Genomic DNA, 20,549 nt, shown 5'->3' with positions numbered 1-20,549 from the left:
CCTGCAAATATGCAGGCTTTTTTAGGGGACAAAACAAGGATTGTTTAAATGAAAAATAAAGCTTTTGTCTTTTTTAGTTTTTTATTGTTTTTGAACGCATGCTCTTACCAAGAAAGTGCATCAGAACAAGCTAAGCGCTTAGGTAAAACATACCAACTAGATATCCGAGCAGGCGATACTCGTTTATTTTTTCCTGAACAATTTTTAGGAATTGGAGGCAAGCCGCCTACACTTGAAATGGAAAGCACTTCTTTGGAGGATTCTTCAGAGTCTCTTGATGGCATTGAAACCGCGCTGGAGGTTTATCCTGAAGGCTTTGTTTCCAAATTTATTAATGCTATTTATATTTCAGGACCTATGCTCATGGAGGGGGCTGAAGCGGGGGGAACATATTCAAGAAATTCTATAATATTATCAAATATCTCAGATAAGAACGGTACTAACTTCAATTATGAAAATTCGTTACGGGGAGTTCATCACGAGCTCAGTTCTTTGATTTATTTACGCTCCCCTTTTGTGAATCTTGCATGGCAAGGTCTGTTGCCTGAAAGTTGGAGTCCTGTTTCCTCGAATTATGAGGCTTTAACGCAAGATATAAGTATAGGGCCTGATTATGAAAATGGATTTTTATCTACCTACGGTAAAACTAATATTGAGAACGACTTTAATATTTTCGCCGAATTTGCTTTTTCTGAGCCTGAAAAGCTACGAGACCTTGCAGCTAAGTATCCAACTATAGCTAAAAAGCTGAGTTTATTTATTACTGCATATAAGCAGGTTCTTCCTGAATATCAGCAGGGCTTCGAAGAGTATTTCACTAATACGGGTTTAAGCGATATTGCTATAAAACCTGATAATGTAGAGATTACAATCCACAGTGATTTTAGTAATATTAAGCCTCAAATAATTCACTAAGTAAACTTAGTAAAGGGCTTATGTTTTATATATAGTCATGGTTCATACTTAAGATATTCCTCTGTTAAAGAAGCATAAATCGAATACTCTGAAGCAGCTTTTTATGTACCTTAAATCATTGTAATAATAACTTGTCAGGATTTCTCTACGTAACTTTAAATGATATGATTTCACCAATTAAATAATAAATAAGGACATTTTTATGGATATTATGATTGGTCAGCAAGCTCTTAAAAAGAAAAATCAGCTAACTCAGTTATCAGAGCGAGCAATCGGTCGAGACTTCAAAGAGCAAGCTGCATTAGCAATACAAATGACTCAATGTAGTGCAGCTGTTTATAGAAGGTTACAGCGCACTTACAAATCAACTGTAACGCCACGAGATGAAAAAAGAGTTAAAGCCGGTGGCTTAAGTACACAATCAGTTACTTTTTCAACAAGTAATAGTAGCCAAAAATCTTTTAATAGCTTACTTCCTGCAATGCGTGGAAGGGCTGCACCCACAAACACTTCAAAAACGTCAAATGATGTTGCAGTTGCCTCTAATCAGCCACAAGCAGTTAGCTTATTAGCTTTGTTACACCCAGTTATAAGCGGCGACATAATGAAAACGGGTAATGCTGTCGAAAAAACAGCGACTATATTAGGGTTAGTAACAACGACTGTTGGTTTTGTAGTTCCTGCCGGTGGAGCCGTATCATCAATTGTTAGTTGGGTAGGAAGTGGTGCTACGTATTCAGGTTTCTCAATGTCAAGAATTCGTCCTGATGCCCCAGACCGCGCTTATCACCAACTAACAAATTATATTTCATGGTTAGCTGCTTGGAATAAAAAAGCCTGTGAACTAATTGATATAGCAGATCCAAACGGACAATGGACGTTTCGAGATATTGAGCACGGATTTTCATAAGAATTAGGATTATTAATAATAGTTTTAAATATTTCGTATATCTTGTCATTGCTTAAATAGTCAAACGCCTGCTTATTGCAGGCTTTTTTGTTTTTAAATTAAGACCGAGGCTAGTAATACCAAGCTTAACGACGCTCTAGCTATTAAATAAACAATTTAAATATAGACTTAAGTATCCGTATTTATATTTTTTAGGTTATTGTATAGCATGAGCTTTAAGCTTTTTGGTAGCTATAAATTCTTACTTTTTAACTCATATAAGGCTGTAAACCCACACTATGTTTGTAATTGATAATATCATTCTCGTTAGTGCCATTTTAATTTTACTTGGAGTGATCTCGAGCAAGTTATCTGCACGCGTTGGCTTACCGGTGCTGGTGCTATTTTTACTTGTAGGCATGCTCGCAGGTGAAGATGGTATTGCAGGTATTTCATTCGACAACGCAGAGGCCGCACATGCTCTGGGTACTCTCGCGCTTGCTATTATTCTATTTGATGGTGGCTTACAAACGCCCACCAGTTCAATTAAACAAGTGTGGAAACCCGCGTCTGCTTTAGCAACCATCGGTGTGTTATTTACCGCTGTAATTACAGGCCTTGTGGCCACTTATATTTTAGACCTACCCATATTACAAGGTGTATTACTGGGCGCCATTGTTGGCTCTACAGATGCTGCAGCCGTGTTTGCACTTTTACGAAGTGCGGGCATTCACTTAAATAAAAAGCTTAAATCGACCCTTGAAATAGAAAGTGCCTCGAACGATCTAATGGCTATTTTTCTAACGGTTGGTTTGCTCGAAATGCTCGTTAATGACATGCCAGTAGGGCTGGGTTTACTACAGTTATTTGCTCAACAAATGGGTATTGGCGCTATTTGTGGTCTTTTAATTGGTAAAATATCGGTTTGGTTTATTAATCGCATTAAACTAAATGCATCGGGTTTGTATTTAGTGATGGTAACCGCATTTGGACTGCTTTCATTTGGCCTTTCTGCAACGCTCGGCGGCAGTGGATTTTTAGCTGTATTTATAACGGGTGTTATTTTAGGTAACAGTAAGTTTGTATATAAACGCGGTATTTTTCTGTTTCATGACGGCTTAGCATGGCTTGGGCAAATAACCATGTTTGTTGTATTAGGCCTCCTTATTAACCCATCGTCATTGGTTGATGTATGGTTAGAAGGACTGCTTATTGCACTGGCACTCATTTTTGTTGCTCGCCCATTAGCTGTAGCGCCTATTTTAAAACTGTTTGGTTTTAATAATCGCGAAACCTTGTTTGTATCTTGGGTTGGCCTTAGAGGCTCAGTGCCCATTATTTTAGCTATATTCCCATTATTATTTGGCCTTTCAGGGGCTGAGCTTATTTTTAATGTCGTTTTTTTCGTGGTATTAATTTCAGCCACGTTACAGGGCTCAACAATGCCGTGGATGGCTAAAAAACTTAATTTAGTAGAGCCGCCACCCGACCTAGCCGCTGCAACGCTTGAAATTACAGCGCTAAACGATATTGATATAGAAATTGTAGAGTACACCTTAAGTGATGCTTCTCGGGTTTCTGGGCGCAGCTTGTCACATGCCGCACTTCCTGAAAGTGTGGTTGTTGCTATGATCACACGGGGTCCGTCAATCATCCCGCCACGAGGTTCAACTAAGTTAAAGGCAAACGATCACTTATTTGTTGTTTTAAAACCAGATAACAGACCTTTTGTTGATTTAGTTTTTACAGCAACCGATAAAACAAACCACCAAGATAGCCACTTAGCCCACAACGAACTTAAAGTGAAAGGGGTAACGTTGGTAGGCGATATATTTTACTCTTATCACATGCAAATAGACGCGCCAGAAGAGATAAGCTTGGAAGAAGTGATCAACCAAAAGCTTTCAGGAGAAGTCAGTAAAGGCGATATTGTTGTTATTGGCAATGTGCAAATACGCGTTATAACAATGGTGCATACACGCATAGTTACCATTGGCTTAAAGTACTTAAATAATCCAGAAAAACGACTTTTAAAGCAGTAATCATTAACAATGATTTATTAGGTGGTGACAGCTCGTTTATAGCTAAGTAGGTTGGGTTGAGTGACACGAAACACAACGGTTCACCAATGCAATGAGCACCCCAAAGCTAGTTGTATGTGGTGTTTATTGTAGGCGCTTAGCTTGCTGGCGCGTCGGGCGGTAGCTTTATTTTTTTTCTTATTTTATTTCAAAAATTATTGTTTTATACGTATGATTTTTAAATGCTCAAAGGCCTGCTTAATCGCAGGCCTTTTGTTTGGAAGTGAATGATTTAATATGCTATTTAACTGTTAAACGGGTAATCAACGTTTGTAAAAGGCCATTCGTTTTTAACCCATGTTTTAACGTTTGTTCTAAGCTCATCAAAAAGCGGTGTAGCGAGGTGCTCTTTAGCAACCCAGCTAAATACAGTGGCATCAAATTCACTATCGACCGTACCTGTAATATAAATACAGCCAATCACCTTCGTTTTATCGTTATTCATTACATGAAAAGTAAAAGATTCTTTATTATTAAATGCGATTAAGTCACTTTCCAATGTTTGCGTGTTTTCTTGCAAAGTAAAGTCATCAGCAGGCCATGTGGTGCCTAAGCTAATTTGAATAAACTCGCGAGCAGACATAAGCGCTTTGTAATCAAGTTTTGTGTACTTAGGGTTTACCTTAACTAAGGTGAAATTTTCAAAGTGCTTTTCAATCGGTACTACAAATTCGTTATTTACTAAAGCCTCAGCCTGCACAAATGAGCAGCAAAATGTATAAATAGCAAAAACGAATATAAGTAGTTTTGTCATATTTCTTCCTTAAATTTAAACTAATAGCGCTATGAAAATTAAGTTAAATTATAGCTTTATAGGGCTGAGCCTTAAAGAACTAATATTGTGTATTTCTAAATATGCTGAGAGTTGCTTTTAAATTTTTAGTACATTAATTCTGGTGAACTATAATACTGAGTGTTATGGATAGGCAAACTATGCGGGGGTTTGATGCAATGTGTCTGCCTGAAGTAGAGCAATATGATGCCGCGCATATTAAAGCAATTCGTGAGCACGCTGCGGTATTCGAGGCTTATTTAAATACCAGTGCTTCAACAGTTAGAGCTTGGGAGCAAGGCGGCAAGTTCCCAAAAGGTGCTTCATTAAAGCTGTTAAATTTGGTCGCCAATAAAGGCTTAGATATACTCGCTTATTAATCCAAGCGGCCGGTAGCTAGGGTTGAGTGACACGAAACCCAACTCCACTATATTACTCTAAAGCCTTATCCTATCTCCTTAGTTTAATCAGTAGTTTTACTAATTTCTCATATTGTAACCATATTTCAGGGTTCTCTTTGTGAGCTCGACGATAGAAAATATATGCTTCGTACCTATGGTAACTATTAATTATCTCCTGACCTGATAGTGAGTTTAATGCTTTTATTTCATATGCCTTTAAATCCACTCCTGTAGCTAGCTGCTCATATTTATTTAGGATATGGTGAAGAGCTTCTTTAGTGTCGGATAAATTTACGACTTCCCTGACCTCATTAGCATGGAGCTTACCTGGGTATTTATTATTAAACTTAATAAGATACGGGACAACTTCTTGATGAAACTTCCCCCAATATTCTAAGGTTGATTTGATTCTCTCTTTTCTTGAGTTAACTATATAAATATAAATACCAAAAAGAAATGAGCATCCAGTAAACAGTACAGCGACTACTTTACTTATTTCTATTATGTAATTTAATTCCATTTCGATTACTCCTTGTATTTAGTTTAATCTTAGCTAAATTTTAGGTTAGACTAAAATATATCTAAGCCCCACACTGCCTAACCCCAACTCCCGCATGTTTAAGTGCAATAATCTGCCCTTTACCATTATGTGCCATGGCGAGCATATCACCCGTATTTATATTACTTTCAACCGCGTGTTTACCCTTTAAATCACTCAACAGTGAATGCTTAATTTGCACGAGCACCTCGTCATTACAGCTGGCTATGTACCAGTCGTTATCTACCTTCACTAGAGTGCCGTATTCTATGTGGCGTTGTTGGTGGCGGCGTAAATCGTTAGCTAATTGACTATCAAGCGCGTGTTTTTGCTCGTTTATAGAGCTTGCGTAGCTACCAGCTTGGTTTATTTCGTGTGTTTTAATAATTGAATAGTCGTGAATATCTATAGTGTTAAATTCGCTGTTAAGTACGGTTTTAGACTCTGTATTTATTACGTTGTTATTATCAAACACAATAAAAGCAAATACACCCAGTGCGCAGGCAAGGCTGGTTAGCTGTAGCGTAAAGCCGAACTTTTTAGGCTTTGTGTGCGTGGCTGTATTAAGTAGCGCTTTTTGCTGAGTGCTTGTAAGTGTTGTGCGCGCTTTTCGCTCTTTAAAGTGTTGTGCGAGCTTTTGATCAAGCGGCTCATCAGGCTTGTTCATTGTTTGCTCCTAATAAACGTTTAAGATTTTGCTTGGCATAGCGCAGCCTTGTTTTAATGGTCTCGAGGCTGCTTTGCGTTATAAGTTCTATGTCGGTGAGCGAAAAGCCTTCTTGTTGTAATGTTATGGCTTCACGCTGTACAAAGCTGAGTTGTTTTAGCGCGGCGTCGAACGCGTCATAACTAATGTTTGAGCTGCCTATATGCGAGTCTTTGCTAGTTAAGTCACCACTATTTAAATCGCTTTCGCTTTTATCATTTTGTGCTGCTAAATGCGTGTTTTCGTCAAGCTCTACAAAGTGCTGTTGCCTGCGGTATTCGTCAATAAGTGTGTTGCGGGCAAGTTTAAATAACCACGCTTTGGGTGTGGTTTGCGCTTGGTAAAGGTGGCGTTTTTCGATTACTTTTAGCCATGTTTGTTGGCTTACGTCGTATGCTAAATACGTATTAGATTGCGTAACAAGGTAGTGGTATAAGTCGTTACTGTAGAGGGCAATAAGCTGCTCTAAGTAACGATTGTCACCACTTTTTGCGTAACTTGCCATGCAGTCCTTGCTTGGCGTTTCAAATAACCATGACTTAATACTTAGTAGCATAGGCTCATCGCTTTTATACCAATTTGCTTAATTAAGTGATCTATTTTGAGGGTAGAAAAACGTGTTGATAGCTAGGCAAAAAATTCGCTATTTAGTTGTTCTAAATGAGAATTTTTTAACACAGGTAGCGACACGTTTAGCCCCACAAAATGATTAAGTATTATTGCGGATTGGTATTATTGTTGTAATTTAAAATCGAGTTGTACGGTTTGACCTGTTTGTAATTGTGCCACACCTTCAATTACTTTGGGGCGATATTTCCAGCGTTTAATGGCTCTTATTGCTTCGCGGTCAAAGGTACGTTTTGGCTCGGCGTTAATAACTACTGGGTCGATTACTTCACCGGTGGGCGAAATACTAAAGCTTAGTTGCACCCAACCTTCAATACCATCGCGCGCTGCTGTAGTTGGGTATTTAGGGTTTATGCGCACTATGGGTGTTGCATCCCCAGTAGGGCGATTAATAGTATTGTTAATGTCGCCACCAAAATCGTCAATCGTAACTGGCGTAAAGTCGCTAATTGCCAGCACAGGATCGGCTGATGTATCAAGCGGTGGAGCTTTTTGCGGCACTTTAGGTATTGGCGGTGGCGGCTGTATTTTTTGTATATGCCTGACTTTTGAATCCTCAGGTGCCTGAAAAATCTCTACTATAATATCGCCCCCTGGTTTTACCGGTGCGCGTTGCTCGCCACTTATTAAATATTGCATAAACGCAAAAGCTACAAAGGTCATCGCGGCGCCGCCGATAACGGCAGTCGATGTTTTAATAAATACTGGGTTGTTAGGTACTTCAAGTGTGTGCATAAGCCGCTCCAAATTAATGCATTAGGGTATTTTCAAAGCTATAACGGGTGGTAAATCAAAAAGGGGTGAAATAATTTTATAAAAAATGTGGTGTTTAGTTACAATAGCCATTCGCAAATATTAAAACTTAACTTTTTAGGCTGTTATGCAACTCATTGAAATAAATAAAGCGCGTTACCGTAAACATTTAAACCGTGTTATTGCAGGATGTGGTATTGGTTTGGCTGTAGGCAGCTTGGCTATATCGCAAACGCTGATTGCTTTATTTCCTGATGAAAGTGGTAGCCATTTTCATTGGAACTTAATAGGCGTTGCTATTACTAGCGTTGGGCTTGCGTGGTTACTTAATAAATACCGTACACATAGCTTTATGACTGAAGTTGTTTATGTGTGGGAGCTTAAAAAAGCACTTAATAAAATAACCCGTAAAATGGCTAAGTTAAAAGCCGCTGGTCGTGAAGGTAATGCCGATGCGTTATTAGCGATTCATTATAGCTACGCGGGCTCTCGGTTATTGTGGCAGCTAGACGATAATCTAATCACTATGGACGATTTAGCCATCAAACAAGCTGAGCTTGAATCAGTTGCAGCACAACATAACGTAACGCTTAATGTTGAAGATTACGATGAAAGCATTTTAAAACAGTTTTAAAGCTTAGGTTTTTAAATTAGTTAGAGGAGCCTTAATGAAAAAAGTACTCATAGTGTGTTTAGGCAATATTTGCCGCTCGCCAACCGCAGAGGCGGTATTAAAAGCCCGCGCTAAAAAGCTAGGCGTTAACGTTAAAGTTGATTCGGCGGGCACTATTGGCTATCACGAAGGTAAAGCGCCTGATAGTCGCTCAATGGCAGCCGGGAAGAAGCGCGGTTACAGCTTTAAAGGTATTTATTCACGTAAAGTGCGTACAAGCGACTTTACTGAGTTTGATTTAATTTTAGCGGCCGATACGCAAAACTTAGCTGATTTAAAAGCCCAGTGCCCTGAGCATCTACAGTACAAATTAGCGCTGTTTTTAGAATATGGCGAGCAAGCCCAAAGCGCTATTCCCGATCCTTATTACGGCGGCGATGATGGCTTTGAAAATGTGCTCGATTTAATAGAAGCGGCTAGCGATAAAATACTCGCTAAAATTTAATCCCTATTTTATTACTAAAGCTAAATTTAACGAGCTTTTTGTCGTATTGCACAGTGTCCCTAAAATAAGTACATTTTATACTTACTCAAAGGGAACTTTATGAAAATAAAAATATTACTACTCACTTTATCTATTGCTTCTTGTTCTACTTTTGCTAACGATGTTAGTTTTTCGATTGGGGGTGGCTATCCTTATTTAGTTATTCCTGAAGTGTCTTTGTCGGCTAACGACGACACACAACGCTGGTATGCAAATTATAAACTAGGCCTTGATGATGGATTTTCTGCAGGTTTTGAACAAGCAGTAAGCGATAATAAAAAGCATGCTTTTGGCGCACTTGTGGGCGCTATTGGTGCAAGAGATACAGACCAAGAGTGTGAAAGTTCAACTAATGATGTAGCAACTGACTTTGCTAATACGCTAGGTTGTGTAATTGACGGTATTTTTGATGAAGAAACAACAAACGGCATAGGGCTTACGTACAGCTATAACTTTAATGGACTGAACAGCGCTGGTTTTAGATTAGAGCTAGATGTGGGCTATGGTAAAGCAAGCGACAGCAACGAAAAAAGAGCCGATGGCGGTATTAGCGTAAGTTACGAATTTTAACTACGTAGAATTTGTATTAGTTGGTATTAAAAAAGGCGCTTAAAGCGCCTTTTTTAATGAGCCGCTTTTAGTGGCGGTTAATTTTAAAGTCGAGTTGTACCTGAGAAATAGCGCTAACAGGTTTGCCATTTTCAAACTTTGGCGCGTAACGCCATTGCTCAAGCGCTGCTTTGGCTGATTTTTCAAATGCGCTGCCGCCTTCTGATCTAAGTACTTTTGGGTTTTTTACAAAGCCAGCTGCGTCTACCTCAAACTCCATAACAACTCTACCATCGGTACTAAATCTGGCTTTGTTAACTGGATATTTAGGATTAACACGGTAAAGCGGCGTTTGCTCTTGCGATTCTTTCCATGGCACCATTTGAGCGATAGCTAGGCAATGTTTAGTTGCTTCATCACTTTTGCCTTGTTTTTCGTACAGGCCAATAAGCTTAGAGTGAGCGCTTAGCTCTGCACTATGATCAAAGTTTAAGTTACTATCGAATACAGTAACTATACGATTTAGCCTTTCAATCGCTTGATTGTATCTTTTACGACCTTCTGCGAATGAGGCCATTAAAAAATCGGCTTTTATGCGCTCTAGTGAGTTTTCAGGTAAGTTTTCTTGGTAGTATTCGTCGGCTTCTTCTAGGTAGTTTTTAGCCTCACGATATTTTTTAGAACTAAACTTTTTAGCCAGTAGCGTTGCAGCTTCAAGTTTCATGTCGGCTACAAACTTAGGGTTATTTTGTGTTTTAGCTATACCTATTACTTGTTCTAAAAAGTTAGCTGCTTTGTAAGCTGATGTTGTGTAGTTAGCTTTTCCGAGCAGTGCATCAACTGTTTCTATTGATTGTTTGCCGTGATTAGCCGCTAAAATAGTATGTGCTTCATCATAAAGTGCAAAACGTTGTTCGTATAGCTCATCGCCGTAGCCTTTAATAGCTTTAGCGTAGTTAATAGCTAAGTTAGCAGTATTGTCGTCGCTTTTACCGTAAACGGCTTTACCTGATGTGTAAGCAAGTTTGGCAGCTTGTTGTACGTTTTCGTCTGTTTTAACTGCTGCTAAATAGCTTTGGTATGCTTGGTTAAATACCGTTTGAGGATCGCTTGCTTGGCTTGCAAGTACTGTAGTACTTAAAGTGGTTGCGCTTAAAGCAGACAAACTTAAACCTATAAATAAAGCGAGTTGCTGACGTTTCATAATAATCCCTATCGTTGTTTAAAATACAAAATACCAAACGTGCCTGTAGGTGTCACTGATTAAGGTAAATCAACGTAAATAATATTGGCGGTTATTTGTATTAATTTATTGCTTAACAATCATTGAAAATAACGCCTGTCGTCGCCATATATTTGCCATAAACAGTCTTGTACTACGGTGTATTTATCCTATTTTGTGATACTATCACTTTATTGTCGTGTCGTAGTTATTTAAATATTTGGATTTGTCGTGGCGCAAGTAAGAGCAAGAGTCCAGCTTAAAGTTGGCAGAAATAGTGATATCCCTGCAGAAATAATCTCATTTACTGATTTAAAAGATGGTAAAGAACATATTGCTATGGTGTTTAACAACGCCGATACAGAGCAAGATGTACCGCTAATTCGTATGCATTCAGAATGCCTAACGGGCGATGTATTTTACTCATCGCGTTGTGATTGCGGCGAGCAGCTAAATGAATGTATTGAAATGATGCACGAGCAAGGCGGTATTTTATTGTATTTACGCCAAGAAGGCCGTGGCATTGGTTTATACAACAAAATAGACGCTTACGTATTGCAATCGCAAGGTATGAACACCTACGAAGCTAATAATCATTTAGGTTTTGCTGATGATTTACGTGATTTTTCGGATGCGGTATTAATGCTCAATGCGCTTAATTTAAGCCACGTTAAATTAATGACTAATAATCCTAAAAAGCTTAATGCATTAAAAGATGCCGGTATTAATGTTGACTCGGTTGTGGGCACACATGCGCACATTAAAGCGGGTGTTGCGGGTAATAAATCGTACCTAGAAACAAAAATTAAGCATGGCGCGCATATGTTAGATATTAAGAAAATTAAAAAACCTTAATCATTTAATTACGTTTCGTCTATTAATCCCCCCTCACGCCAAGTTATACTTGGCGTGTTTCGTTTTAAATTAAGAGCAAGTATGTCTACACAATTACGAATTTTTAAAGCCGATGCAGGGCTAAAGTGGTTAAAAGCCGGGTGGCTTATTTTTAAAACCCAGCCAGCAACCTTTATTTTTATGCATTTATTTATTGGCATTGTAGGGCTGCTGTCTTTATTTTTACCGCTGCTGCAAGTAGTAGCAGCACTCGCTACGCCATTTTTAACCGCAGGGTTTTACCAAGCGGTGCTTAGTAAGCAACAGGGCGGAAAAATTATGCTAGCCGATATTCTCAAGCCATTTACGGCTAAGGGAAATCGTTTAGGGTTATTACGTTTAGCACTTTACCAAATGGGTGCGGGTATTTTAATGGCGTTACTTGCTAATGGCTTATTTGCCGATGCAGTGGCTGTTATGAGCCAACCAGGACTTGATCCAAACGTGGCACTTGAACAAATGCTTGAGAGTATTTCGGGCGCGAATGTCATTTTATTTTTTATGGCAATGCTAATTTACTTAACAGCGTTTGCTTACGCTGTACCGCTTGTTTATTTTAGTAAAGAAACACGCATTTTAACGGCACTTAAAAAATCGTTAATGGTGTTTTATCATAACATTTTTCCACTTGGCGTTTTTGGCCTTATTTGCGCATTATTTATGGCGCTTTCGATGTTCTTATCGTTCTTACCACTGTTGATTTTAATGCCGATTTGCTACATTAGCTTTTTTGTATCTTATCAAGCCATTTTTATGCCTGTTGTACCATTAAGTGACGACATTAATGTTAAGCCACTTAGCAGTGAAACAAGCGGACGTTTTGACGCTTAATGGATGATAAATTAAAGCAAAAACTAAAAAACTATGTACTTTGGTTACTAGGGCGCCAAGAATATTCGCGTCGTGAGTTAACGCTCAAATTACAGCAAAAAGAAGCGACAGAAGAGTTTATTGAAACGCTGCTTGATTGGTGCGAAAAGCACAATTTTATTAACGAGCAGCGATACTGTGAAGGCTTTGTAAGAAAACACATATTTAAATGCCACGGGCTTAAGCGAATACAAAGCGAAGCTATGGGCAAAGGGATTGATCGTTCGCTACTTGAAATGGTAGTTGAAGAGCTTGAAATAGATTGGTTTGAGCTTGCGCAGGATGCGTACAATAAAAAATATTCGAATACACCGCCAGATCTCGATTACAAAGATAAAGCTAAGCGCGTGCGCTACTTAATGTATCGAGGTTTTAGCTACGATGAAATTAATTTTGCAATGCAAGCACAGTAAATACAGGTGAGACTTTCAAATGCAGCACATGACTACCGCACAAATTAGGCAACAGTTTTTAGACTTTTTTGCCAGCAAGCAACATCAAATAGTACCTTCTAGCTCGCTTATACCGGGTAACGATGCCACGTTGTTATTTAATAATGCCGGCATGGTGCAATTTAAAGATGTATTTTTAGGCGCAGAAAGCCGCCCTTATACACGTGCGACAAGTTCGCAGCGCTGTGTACGTGCTGGCGGTAAGCATAACGATTTAGAAAACGTAGGCTACACTGCTCGCCACCATACATTTTTTGAAATGTTAGGTAACTTCAGCTTTGGCGATTACTTTAAGCAAGACGCGATTAAGTTTGCGTGGGAGTTTTTAACTGAGGTTGTTAAATTACCTCAAGAAAAACTGCTTGTTACTATTTATCACGATGATGAAGAAGCGTTTGAGTATTGGTCAAAAGATATTGGCTTAAGTGAAGATCGTATTATTCGTATTGCGACCTCTGACAACTTTTGGTCTATGGGCGATACCGGTCCATGTGGTCCGTGTTCTGAAATATTTTATGACCATGGTGAGCATATTTGGGGCGGACCTCCGGGCACTCCAGAGGAAGACGGCGACCGTTTCATCGAAATTTGGAACCTTGTATTTATGCAATACAACCGTCAAAGCGACGGTACTATGCTGCCTCTACCTAAGCAATCTGTTGATACGGGAATGGGCCTTGAGCGTATTTCTGCAATTTTGCAGGGTGTGCATTCAAACTACGAAATCGATTTATTCCAAGGCTTAATTGCCGCTGCTGCAAGTGTTACTAACGCGCAAGATATGGACGATAAGTCACTACGCGTAGTGGCGGATCATATTCGTTCGTGTGCGTTTTTAATCTCTGACGGTGTTATGCCATCTAACGAAGGGCGTGGTTATGTGCTACGTCGTATTATTCGTCGTGCAGTGCGCCACGGTAATAAGTTAGGTGCGCAAGGTTCGTTTTTCTATAAATTAGTTGCTGCGCTAATTGAGCAAATGGGGCAAGCGTACCCAGAGCTTGCTAAGCAACAAGAAATTATCGAAAAAGTATTACGCATTGAAGAAGAACAGTTTGGTAAAACACTTGAGCGTGGCTTAGCTATTTTAGAAGAAAGCTTAAGTGACCTTAAAGGCGATATTATACCGGGCGATTTAGTATTTAAACTTTACGACACGTATGGTTTTCCAGCTGATTTAACTGCCGATGTTGCGCGTGAGCGCCAGATGACGATTGATCATCAAGGCTTTGAAGAGTGCATGGCTGTACAACGTAAAACAGCGCAACAAGCGGGTAAGTTTGGTGCTGATTACAATGAGCAATTAAAATCAGAAAAGCTTACTGAGTTTAAAGGCTACGACAGCACACACCATAGCGCGACAGTGGTAGAAATTTTTGCCGGTGGCGAAGCTGTTCAGTTATTAGAAGATGGTCAACAGGGTATTGTAGTATTAGACCGCACACCGTTTTACGCTGAATCAGGCGGCCAAACGGGCGACACGGGTACTATTACAGTTGCTGGTGGCGAATTTAATGTTACTAATACCACTAAACTTGGTAATGCTTTTGCTCACCACGGTACTGTGCAAGGCCGCATTGGTGTTAACGATAAAGTGGATGCGACTATTGATGATGCACGCCGCGATAGCATTAAGAAAAACCACACAGCTACACATATTTTACACGAAGCACTACGCCAATTATTAGGCGACCATGTAGGCCAAAAAGGCTCACTTGTTCAGCCTGATCGTTTACGTTTTGACTTTTCGCACTTTGAAGCGGTTACAAAAGATGAGCTACGTGAAATTGAGCGTGTAGTTAATGACGAAATTCGTCGTAACTTTGCACTTAATACTGAGCTTATGGCTATTGATGATGCTAAAGCGAAAGGTGCTATGGCGTTGTTTGGCGAAAAGTACGATGACGAAGTACGTGTAGTTACTATTGGCGACTACTCTATTGAGCTTTGTGGTGGTACTCACGTTGAGCGCGCAGGCGATATTGGTTTATTTAAAATAGTATCTGAAAGCGGTATTGCAGCAGGCGTTCGCCGTATTGAAGCGGTAACTGGTGCTGATGCAGTTGCTTATGTTAGCGAGCAAGAGCAACAATTACATGATGTAGCTGCTTTAGTTAAAGCCGATAGCGCATCGGTACTTGAAAAAGTAACCGCGTTACTTGAAAAGTCTAAAGGTCTTGAAAAGCAAATTGCGCAACTTAACGATAAGTTAGCAAGTGCAGCGGGTGCATCTTTACTTGATTCGATTGTTGAAATTAACGGCGTTAAGCTACTTGTAGCAAATGTTGAAGGTACTGAATCTAAAGCACTGCGCGGTATGGTTGATGACCTTAAAAACAAAATTGGCTCAGGTGTTATTGCCCTCGGTGTTGCCAGTGGCGACAAAGTAAGCCTAATTGCTGGTGTAACTAAAGACTTAACAGGCAAAGTAAAAGCCGGTGAGTTAGTTAACCACATGGCAGGCCAAGTAGGTGGTAAAGGTGGCGGTCGTCCAGATATGGCACAAGCCGGTGGTAGCGAGCCACAAAACCTTGCTGCTGCACTAGATAGCGTTACAGCTTGGTTAACTGAGCGTACTTAAGCCTAAGTGGCGCTTATTGTTCAAAAATTCGGTGGCACTTCGGTCGGCTCGATAGAGAGAATTGAAGCGGTCGCCGACCTTGTTGTAAAAACCAGACAACAAGGACACCAAGTGGTTGTGGTGCTCTCGGCTATGTCGGGAGAAACCAACCGCTTAATTAATCTCGCCAAACAAATCGATACTCGCCCGAGTAGCCGTGAACTAGATGTACTTATTAGCACCGGAGAGCAGGTTTCTGTATCACTACTTGCTATGGCTATTATAAAACGTGGCCACTCTGCTGTGAGCTTATTAGCCGATCAAGTCAATATTTTAACCGATAACATGTTTGGTAAAGCTCGTATTGCAGAGGTTGCTGCTACGCGTTTGAAGCATGAGCTTGAGCATAATCGTATTGCTATTATTGCTGGGTTTCAGGGGCGTGATGTTGAGGGCAATATTACAACGCTTGGGCGCGGCGGCACCGATACATCGGCTGTAGAAATAGCAGCGGCTATAAAAGCTGACGAATGCCAGATCTATACAGACGTTGACGGCGTATATACTACAGATCCTCGTGTTGAACCTAACGCGCGCAGAATGAGCCAAGTTACCTTTGCCGAAATGCTAGAGCTGGCAAGTTTAGGGGCGAAAGTTTTGCATATTCGCTCAGTAGAAGCCGCAGGAAAACATAATGTGCCACTTAGGGTGCTTTCGAGCTTTAATCCCGATGAAGGTACATTAATAAGTTTTGAGGAGAACGATATGCCAAGCAAGGTTGTATCGGGGATTGCGTTTAATCGTGACGAATGCTTAATTAAGGTACAAGGTGTGCCAACGGGCACGCAATATCTTTCAAAAATATTGAAACTTTTTGCCGAAAATGGCATCGAAATAGATATGATTAATCAAGTTAATCATAACTTTGAAAAAATAGACTATGCTTTTACTGTGCACTCGAATGATTATCTGCAAGCACTTGAATTATTGAGTGAAGATCAAGCTCAGCTCAGTGCTCAAAATATAAGCGGATTGCAAGCAGTAGCTAAAGTCTCTGCTGTTGGCATGGGTATGAAATCACATTCTGGTGTCGCTAGTTTATTTTTTGATGCATTAGCGCAGGAAAATATTAATGTGGTTTTAGTCTCGACTTCAGAGATTAAAATTTCAGTTTTAATAGATGAAAAGTACTTAGAGTTGGCTGTTCGTGCATTACACAAGGCATTTTTAACAGAAAATGGATAGATTGCGAGTTTTTACTTACTTTTCAGTCTAATTTTCATTAGTATGTTTAAGCGGAATCTTATAATTTTTATTGGAACATGGGAGCAAGAGAATGCTAATACTAACTCGTAGAGTAGGTGAAACCCTAATGATTGGTGACGAAGTAACAGTTACTGTTCTAGGTGTTAAAGGAAATCAAGTTCGAATCGGTGTTAATGCACCAAAAGACGTATCAGTGCATCGTGAAGAGATTTACATGCGCATACAAGCTGAAAAGTCGAACCCTAATCCGGGCAATGCTTAATCAACACGTATACGTAGTTGAGTAATTAACTCAACTAGACTAAAAGCCACTCACTGAGTGGCTTTTTTGTTTATAAAAGCGAGTGTTTCAGGACTAAGTATTTGTTTTGATATGTACTGCATGCCGCTTTTGTTTTTAATAATAATACCTTGCTGGGTGTCTATTACTTCGCTTATATTTTGCCATTCTAATTGATAGCTTTTGTAATGATTAGCAGATTTAATACCTTCTTCATCAAAGGTAAGTGTTACCTCAGAGCCTGATGCTCTGCTGAGCATTTGTCTGGTTACCCACCATGGTCTGCGATAGTAAAAAGCGACGCACTCGAGTACCGCTAACATGATCATAAACGATCCTAAGTAATGATCGTCTAAAACATAAATGCCAAATAAACCAAGCGCAACTAACAGCACAAGTAAAAAGTATTTAGGTTTTGCACGCTTACTATAAGGGAGTGACTCATCAAAACACTCGTAAAAGTAGGGTTTATCTAATGTGTAGGTGGTTGTGAATACCATTTTGCCTTGCTTTAAATATCGTTTTTTTTATTTTAACAAGCTAACTGCTAAATGAGCAGCTTTATAGTCAGTGATTTTATTACTGGCACAAAAAAACGGCTCGAAAGCCGTTTTTTTTAGCGGTTCAAGAAGAATTAACAGTTAGTTTCTTCAGCGTTCACGCCTTCTTTAACATTTTCACATGCATCTTCAACAGAGTTTTGCACGTCAGTTACTGCTTCGTCGATACGTTCGCCAGCATCTTCTGCATGGTTGTCTTCACAACCCATCATGAAAAAACCTGCAAATACTGCGATTAGTGCTGCTTTTAAAGTTGTAGAGTTCATAGTGTAATTCCTTGTAAGTATTAATTAAATTTTAGTGTTAGTTAGTTGAATGCTTTATCTACCTGGGTGATTTACCACGTAGTGCACCTGAAACTAATGAAATCACTAAAAGTACTAAAAAGATAAAAAATATAATTTTTGCTATACCAGCTGCGGCACCTGCGATGCCACCAAAACCTAACACTGCAGCGATTAAAGCAATAACTAAAAATGTAATTGTCCAGCGTAACATTGTTTTCTCCTTGGTTATCAAATTTGTTCATAATAATTAATGCCAGTTATATGCCAAAGTTTATTTAGTATAAATATCAATTGGTTATGGTTTTTTGCTGTTACTCTAGTTATTAGTTGGTTAGTAACTTTTACGCTTTGTTATGTAAGTTATTCACACTGTTGCAAATAACTACTAAATGTTCACTAAATAGACTTATTTTGGTAAGACCAATTAACAAGTGGTGTGTGGCTTTGCATTTTATATTAAGAATTAGTGTTTATTTTTACTTAGCTTGATAGTTAATTAACAACTTCCATATAACTATTAGCTATAGTCGTTATTTCTTGTATGTATTGTAGAGCGCGTGATTGCTGAGTTATAGCATGTAAATTAATTGAGTGTTATGTTGTTTATTGTTTAATTGGTTTTACCAATTTACAAGATGTAGACAAAGCGATTAGTTTTGTTATTATCCAGTGAATAAATATTTAATTAAATCGATTTTTTATTTTCGATATGGGTTTCAAGGGGAGAAAAATGGATATAGGTGCTCTACTCACAACGGCTGGTAACTTAATGCTTACTGGCATGGTTGGGGTGTTTGTATTTCTGTCGATATTAATTGGTGCAGTAACGCTTATGTCTAATTTGGTGACGCGCTTTAGCGAACCTGACGTGGCGACACCAGTTAAATCACCATCTTTTAAATCTCAAGGTGTGCCTAATGAGCACATCGCTGCTATTAGTGCTGCCATTGCTCAGTACAAATCAAATAATAAATAAGGGGCACACACATGGCTAAATTAAAATTAACAGAATTGGTATTACGCGATGCTCACCAATCATTATTAGCAACGCGTATGCGCCTAGACGATATGCTACCGATTGCTAGCAAATTAGACGATGCGGGTTATTGGTCTATTGAATCGTGGGGTGGTGCTACATTTGACTCGTGTATTCGTTATTTAGGCGAAGATCCTTGGGAGCGTATTCGTGCACTTAAAAAAGCGATGCCTAATACTAAACAGCAAATGCTATTACGCGGTCAAAACTTATTAGGTTACCGCCATTACGCTGATGACGTAGTTGAAAAATTTGTAGAACGTGCACATAAAAATGGCGTTGACGTATTTCGTATATTTGATGCAATGAACGATGTTCGCAATCTAGAAACAGCTATTAAAGCGGCTGTAAAAGTAGGCGCTCACGCTCAAGGTACTATTTCGTACACAGTTAGCCCAGTTCATACACTTGATATGTGGCTAACTCTTGCAAAGCAGCTTGAAGATATGGGTTGTCATTCAATTTGTATTAAAGATATGGCGGGTTTATTAAAGCCGTACGATGCTGAACAACTAATTAAAGCACTTAAAGAAACTGTATCTATTCCAATTGCTATGCAGTGCCACGCTACAACAGGTTTAAGTACTGCTACTTACCAAAAAGCAATTGATGCTGGCATTGATATGCTCGATACCGCTATTTCATCAATGAGTATGACTTATGGACATTCTGCAACTGAAACTATTGTATCGATAGTTGAAGGGACTGAGCGTGATACTGAGCTTGATTTAAACCACCTAGAAGAAATTGCTGCTTACTTTAGAGATGTACGTAAAAAATATGCGGCATTTGAAGGTAGCTTAAAAGGGGTTGACGGGCGTATTTTACTAGCTCAAGTACCTGGTGGCATGCTTACAAACATGGAAAACCAACTTAAAGAGCAAGGCGCAGCCGATAAGCTTAATGAGGTTTTACTTGAGATCCCACGTGTACGTGAAGATCTTGGCTTTTTACCTTTAGTAACACCAACGTCGCAAATTGTTGGCACTCAAGCGGTACTTAATGTGCAACGGGTGAGCGTTATAAAACCATTACTAAAGAAACTGCTGGCGTATTAAAAGGTGAATATGGCTTAACACCAGCACCAATGAATAAAGAGCTACAAGAGCGCGTGCTTGATGGAGCGGAAGTTATTACTTGTCGCCCTGCAGATAACATTGCACCTGAGCTTGCAACGCTTGAAGCTGAGTTATTAAAAGAAGCACAAGAGCAAGGTTTAACACTTGCTGATGATCAAATTGATGACGTATTAACTTATGCATTATTCCCACAAGTTGGTTTGAAGTTTATTAAAAACCGCAACAACCCAGATGCATTTGAGCCAGTACCTTCTGTTGAAGATAAAAGCAGTAAAGCACCTTCTAAATCAGTTTCAAATAGTAACAAAGTGAAGGCTGAGCAATACAGCGTAAAAGTAGATGGTAAAGTTTATGACGTAGTCGTAGCGCAAGGTGGTGAACTTAAGGAAGTAACATTAAAAGACTCTGAGCACATTCCTCAATCTGCTTCGGTTGCATCAGGTGAAACACTTAACGCGCCTCTAGCCGGTAATATTTTTAAGATTAAGGTAAAAGCTGGGCAAGTTGTTAACGAAGGCGATGTAGTGATTATTATGGAAGCCATGAAAATGGAAACTGAAATACGCGCTACGCATACCGGAACAATTGCTGAAGTGTTAGTTAGTGAAGGCGATGCTGTAACTACCGGCGACGCTATGATTGCATTAGCTTAGGA

The 20,549-nt window shown here is 39.4% G+C and carries 23 protein-coding genes and 1 pseudogene; 15 read left to right on the top strand and 9 right to left on the bottom strand.

Translation table 11 applies throughout. The features are described from left to right. Positions 1–48 precede the first annotated feature (48 nt). The 3 genes from H5120_RS07555 to H5120_RS07545 all read left to right on the top strand — a co-directional run bounded on the left by H5120_RS07555 (position 49) and on the right by H5120_RS07545 (position 3,846). A complete protein-coding gene (locus H5120_RS07555; protein ID WP_182674012.1) occupies positions 49–915 on the top strand; it encodes a hypothetical protein in 867 nt (288 codons plus the stop codon). Positions 916–1,117: 202 nt separating this feature from the next. Next, on the top strand, positions 1,118–1,825 hold the full coding sequence (locus H5120_RS07550; RefSeq protein WP_182671504.1) for a hypothetical protein: 708 nt from the start codon (positions 1,118–1,120) through the stop codon (positions 1,823–1,825). A gap of 278 nt (positions 1,826–2,103) precedes the next feature. Then, positions 2,104–3,846: a potassium/proton antiporter gene (locus H5120_RS07545; RefSeq protein WP_182674011.1), complete on the top strand. Its 1,743-nt coding sequence runs from the start codon at positions 2,104–2,106 to the stop codon at positions 3,844–3,846. Between the two features lie 283 nt (positions 3,847–4,129). Here the strand turns inward: H5120_RS07545 and H5120_RS07540 are convergent, their stop codons facing one another. Beyond that, a complete protein-coding gene (locus tag H5120_RS07540) occupies positions 4,130–4,639 on the bottom strand; it encodes a hypothetical protein (RefSeq protein ID WP_182674010.1) in 510 nt (169 codons plus the stop codon). A gap of 164 nt (positions 4,640–4,803) precedes the next feature. On the opposite strand from H5120_RS07540, the gene H5120_RS07535 reads away from it, so the two are divergent. Beyond that, entirely contained in the window at positions 4,804–5,037 is a 234-nt protein-coding gene (locus tag H5120_RS07535) for a DNA-binding transcriptional regulator (RefSeq protein ID WP_223231723.1), read from the top strand. A gap of 70 nt (positions 5,038–5,107) precedes the next feature. Here the strand turns inward: H5120_RS07535 and H5120_RS07530 are convergent, their stop codons facing one another. The 4 genes from H5120_RS07530 to H5120_RS07515 form a co-directional block, all read right to left on the bottom strand. Continuing rightward, positions 5,108–5,578 (bottom strand): DUF4760 domain-containing protein, encoded by a 471-nt coding sequence (locus H5120_RS07530; RefSeq protein ID WP_182674009.1) that lies wholly within the window; start codon positions 5,576–5,578, stop codon positions 5,108–5,110. Positions 5,579–5,639: 61 nt separating this feature from the next. After that, entirely contained in the window at positions 5,640–6,263 is a 624-nt protein-coding gene (locus H5120_RS07525; protein WP_182674008.1) for a hypothetical protein, read from the bottom strand. Beyond that, a complete protein-coding gene (locus H5120_RS07520) occupies positions 6,250–6,858 on the bottom strand; it encodes a sigma-70 family RNA polymerase sigma factor (RefSeq protein ID WP_259397831.1) in 609 nt (202 codons plus the stop codon). The genes H5120_RS07525 and H5120_RS07520 overlap by 14 nt, the downstream gene beginning before the upstream one ends. 176 nt (positions 6,859–7,034) lie before the next feature. Beyond that, positions 7,035–7,664, bottom strand: a complete 630-nt coding sequence (locus H5120_RS07515; RefSeq protein ID WP_182674007.1) for an energy transducer TonB — start codon at positions 7,662–7,664, stop codon at positions 7,035–7,037. 145 nt (positions 7,665–7,809) lie between these two features. On the opposite strand from H5120_RS07515, the gene H5120_RS07510 reads away from it, so the two are divergent. From H5120_RS07510 to H5120_RS07500, 3 genes are all read left to right on the top strand, one after another. Next, positions 7,810–8,316, top strand: a complete 507-nt coding sequence (locus tag H5120_RS07510; RefSeq protein ID WP_024606258.1) for a DUF3087 domain-containing protein — start codon at positions 7,810–7,812, stop codon at positions 8,314–8,316. Positions 8,317–8,350: 34 nt separating this feature from the next. Next, positions 8,351–8,800, top strand: coding sequence for a low molecular weight protein-tyrosine-phosphatase (locus H5120_RS07505; RefSeq protein WP_182674006.1), 450 nt, complete (start codon positions 8,351–8,353; stop codon positions 8,798–8,800). Between the two features lie 99 nt (positions 8,801–8,899). After that, positions 8,900–9,409, top strand: coding sequence for a hypothetical protein (locus H5120_RS07500; RefSeq protein ID WP_182674005.1), 510 nt, complete (start codon positions 8,900–8,902; stop codon positions 9,407–9,409). Positions 9,410–9,476: 67 nt separating this feature from the next. Here H5120_RS07500 and H5120_RS07495 read toward each other — a convergent pair whose 3' ends face one another. Then, positions 9,477–10,592 carry an energy transducer TonB gene (locus H5120_RS07495; protein ID WP_182674004.1) on the bottom strand — a complete coding sequence of 372 codons (1,116 nt, stop codon included), beginning with the start codon at positions 10,590–10,592 and terminating at the stop codon, positions 9,477–9,479. 249 nt (positions 10,593–10,841) lie between these two features. On the opposite strand from H5120_RS07495, the gene ribA reads away from it, so the two are divergent. The 6 genes from ribA (at position 10,842) to csrA (ending at position 16,914) form a co-directional block, all read left to right on the top strand. Beyond that, complete coding sequence (ribA, locus tag H5120_RS07490; RefSeq protein ID WP_002961931.1) at positions 10,842–11,465, top strand: GTP cyclohydrolase II; 624 nt, start codon at positions 10,842–10,844, stop codon at positions 11,463–11,465. Positions 11,466–11,546: 81 nt separating this feature from the next. Next, positions 11,547–12,335, top strand: coding sequence for a BPSS1780 family membrane protein (locus H5120_RS07485; protein ID WP_182674003.1), 789 nt, complete (start codon positions 11,547–11,549; stop codon positions 12,333–12,335). Further along, positions 12,335–12,787, top strand: coding sequence for a regulatory protein RecX (locus tag H5120_RS07480; RefSeq protein ID WP_002961933.1), 453 nt, complete (start codon positions 12,335–12,337; stop codon positions 12,785–12,787). Before H5120_RS07485 ends, H5120_RS07480 begins: the two co-directional genes overlap by 1 nt. Positions 12,788–12,806: 19 nt before the next feature. After that, a complete protein-coding gene (alaS, locus tag H5120_RS07475; RefSeq protein ID WP_182674002.1) occupies positions 12,807–15,407 on the top strand; it encodes an alanine--tRNA ligase in 2,601 nt (866 codons plus the stop codon). A gap of 6 nt (positions 15,408–15,413) precedes the next feature. Next, entirely contained in the window at positions 15,414–16,631 is a 1,218-nt protein-coding gene (locus H5120_RS07470) for an aspartate kinase (RefSeq protein ID WP_024597680.1), read from the top strand. Between the two features lie 91 nt (positions 16,632–16,722). Next, the gene (gene csrA, locus H5120_RS07465) at positions 16,723–16,914 is read left to right on the top strand and encodes a carbon storage regulator CsrA (protein WP_004587515.1); all 192 of its coding nucleotides are present in this window, start codon (positions 16,723–16,725) and stop codon (positions 16,912–16,914) included. 50 nt (positions 16,915–16,964) lie between these two features. Here the strand turns inward: csrA and H5120_RS07460 are convergent, their stop codons facing one another. From H5120_RS07460 to H5120_RS07450, 3 genes are all read right to left on the bottom strand, one after another. Then, positions 16,965–17,432: a YcxB family protein gene (locus H5120_RS07460; protein WP_182674001.1), complete on the bottom strand. Its 468-nt coding sequence runs from the start codon at positions 17,430–17,432 to the stop codon at positions 16,965–16,967. A 134-nt stretch (positions 17,433–17,566) separates the two neighbouring features. Further along, entirely contained in the window at positions 17,567–17,758 is a 192-nt protein-coding gene (locus H5120_RS07455) for a hypothetical protein (protein WP_002961938.1), read from the bottom strand. 58 nt (positions 17,759–17,816) lie between these two features. Further along, positions 17,817–17,990: a DUF1328 domain-containing protein gene (locus tag H5120_RS07450; RefSeq protein ID WP_002961939.1), complete on the bottom strand. Its 174-nt coding sequence runs from the start codon at positions 17,988–17,990 to the stop codon at positions 17,817–17,819. 519 nt (positions 17,991–18,509) lie between these two features. On the opposite strand from H5120_RS07450, the gene H5120_RS07445 reads away from it, so the two are divergent. Beyond that, complete coding sequence (locus H5120_RS07445) at positions 18,510–18,755, top strand: OadG family protein (RefSeq protein WP_002961940.1); 246 nt, start codon at positions 18,510–18,512, stop codon at positions 18,753–18,755. 11 nt (positions 18,756–18,766) lie between these two features. After that, positions 18,767–20,547: pseudogene (oadA, locus tag H5120_RS07440) on the top strand (sodium-extruding oxaloacetate decarboxylase subunit alpha). The last annotated feature ends 2 nt before the right edge of the window (positions 20,548–20,549 follow it).

The organism is Pseudoalteromonas sp. SR43-2 (assembly GCF_014163885.1).
Taxonomy (GTDB): Bacteria; Pseudomonadota; Gammaproteobacteria; order Enterobacterales; family Alteromonadaceae; genus Pseudoalteromonas; species Pseudoalteromonas distincta.
The sequence above is the reverse complement of the archived record's forward strand: the minus strand, read 5'-3'. Positions and strand labels throughout refer to the sequence as shown.

Coding starts and splice junctions, on each gene's coding strand:
- H5120_RS07555 (WP_182674012.1), top strand. CDS start 49: ATGAAAAATAAAGCTTTTGTCTTTTTTAGTTTTTTATTGTTTTTGAAC.
- H5120_RS07550 (WP_182671504.1), top strand. CDS start 1,118: ATGGATATTATGATTGGTCAGCAAGCTCTTAAAAAGAAAAATCAGCTA.
- H5120_RS07545 (WP_182674011.1), top strand. CDS start 2,104: ATGTTTGTAATTGATAATATCATTCTCGTTAGTGCCATTTTAATTTTA.
- H5120_RS07540 (WP_182674010.1), bottom strand. CDS start 4,639: ATGACAAAACTACTTATATTCGTTTTTGCTATTTATACATTTTGCTGC.
- H5120_RS07535 (WP_223231723.1), top strand. CDS start 4,804: ATGGATAGGCAAACTATGCGGGGGTTTGATGCAATGTGTCTGCCTGAA.
- H5120_RS07530 (WP_182674009.1), bottom strand. CDS start 5,578: ATGGAATTAAATTACATAATAGAAATAAGTAAAGTAGTCGCTGTACTG.
- H5120_RS07525 (WP_182674008.1), bottom strand. CDS start 6,263: ATGAACAAGCCTGATGAGCCGCTTGATCAAAAGCTCGCACAACACTTT.
- H5120_RS07520 (WP_259397831.1), bottom strand. CDS start 6,858: ATGCTACTAAGTATTAAGTCATGGTTATTTGAAACGCCAAGCAAGGAC.
- H5120_RS07515 (WP_182674007.1), bottom strand. CDS start 7,664: ATGCACACACTTGAAGTACCTAACAACCCAGTATTTATTAAAACATCG.
- H5120_RS07510 (WP_024606258.1), top strand. CDS start 7,810: ATGCAACTCATTGAAATAAATAAAGCGCGTTACCGTAAACATTTAAAC.
- H5120_RS07505 (WP_182674006.1), top strand. CDS start 8,351: ATGAAAAAAGTACTCATAGTGTGTTTAGGCAATATTTGCCGCTCGCCA.
- H5120_RS07500 (WP_182674005.1), top strand. CDS start 8,900: ATGAAAATAAAAATATTACTACTCACTTTATCTATTGCTTCTTGTTCT.
- H5120_RS07495 (WP_182674004.1), bottom strand. CDS start 10,592: ATGAAACGTCAGCAACTCGCTTTATTTATAGGTTTAAGTTTGTCTGCT.
- H5120_RS07485 (WP_182674003.1), top strand. CDS start 11,547: ATGTCTACACAATTACGAATTTTTAAAGCCGATGCAGGGCTAAAGTGG.
- H5120_RS07480 (WP_002961933.1), top strand. CDS start 12,335: ATGGATGATAAATTAAAGCAAAAACTAAAAAACTATGTACTTTGGTTA.
- alaS (WP_182674002.1), top strand. CDS start 12,807: ATGCAGCACATGACTACCGCACAAATTAGGCAACAGTTTTTAGACTTT.
- csrA (WP_004587515.1), top strand. CDS start 16,723: ATGCTAATACTAACTCGTAGAGTAGGTGAAACCCTAATGATTGGTGAC.
- H5120_RS07460 (WP_182674001.1), bottom strand. CDS start 17,432: ATGGTATTCACAACCACCTACACATTAGATAAACCCTACTTTTACGAG.
- H5120_RS07455 (WP_002961938.1), bottom strand. CDS start 17,758: ATGAACTCTACAACTTTAAAAGCAGCACTAATCGCAGTATTTGCAGGT.
- H5120_RS07450 (WP_002961939.1), bottom strand. CDS start 17,990: ATGTTACGCTGGACAATTACATTTTTAGTTATTGCTTTAATCGCTGCA.
- H5120_RS07445 (WP_002961940.1), top strand. CDS start 18,510: ATGGATATAGGTGCTCTACTCACAACGGCTGGTAACTTAATGCTTACT.